Annotated in this window: 2 protein-coding genes; both read right to left on the bottom strand. The window is 43.3% G+C overall.

Annotation, left to right across the window (positions count from 1 at the left end):
• Window positions 1-242 (bottom strand): hypothetical protein (locus tag Y882_RS20600; protein ID WP_211259228.1); only part of this gene is annotated, 242 nt, incomplete at its 3' end.
• Window positions 243-302: 60 nt separating this feature from the next.
• The coding region (locus tag Y882_RS19590) for an HNH endonuclease (protein ID WP_046973408.1) at window positions 303-654 on the bottom strand (352 nt) is incomplete at its 5' end.

Here is a 654-nt window from a genome sequence, read left to right as displayed (position 1 = left end):
CGAATAACAGTGTCTTCATACGAAGCTCTATGATGAGAAACCAAACGAAGGTGGAAACGATCAAACTGTACTACGGATGACTCACGCGACAGTTGCACACAGCGAACGAACTCAGGATCTTCGCGCAACACTTCTTCGAGCTGACGACGATACTCGTTAGTCGGACACAAAGTAAAAGCGACGCGATCGTCTTTCAACTGTGGTCTCAACATAGACCAGGCTTTAACTATATTCTCGTTCATATAACCCCCTTTAACGTTAACGGAATAACTATAGCAGGATAAGTCAATTGATTAATATACTCACTCGCCATTATTTTTATGGAAACCATATTTAGACTCGGCCGATTTACGCGCTAAAACAGCATCATTAAAGATTGTGAACAAACCAAGAGATATATGCTTTCCATCGACATAAATTTCCGCCCTCCATTTACCAGCCTGACTATTCCAATTCACACCAGTTACACCTGACGTATTTGTCGCAAATTTAGACTGATTACGCCCATTACCTGTACGCGTCACCAACCGTAGATTTTCAATCCGATTATCTTTTCGGTTATGCCGAATGTGGTCAACTTCCATTGCCTCTGGGATTGGCCCATAGCGCAATTCCCAAATGATGCGATAGGCTTTCCAGTCCCTCCCTTTTCGC

It is taken from the genome of Dyella japonica DSM 16301, from assembly GCF_001010355.1.
Taxonomy (GTDB): Bacteria; Pseudomonadota; Gammaproteobacteria; order Xanthomonadales; family Rhodanobacteraceae; genus Dyella; species Dyella japonica.
Note: the sequence above shows the minus strand (reverse complement) of the source record. Positions and strands in the feature narration are given on the sequence as shown.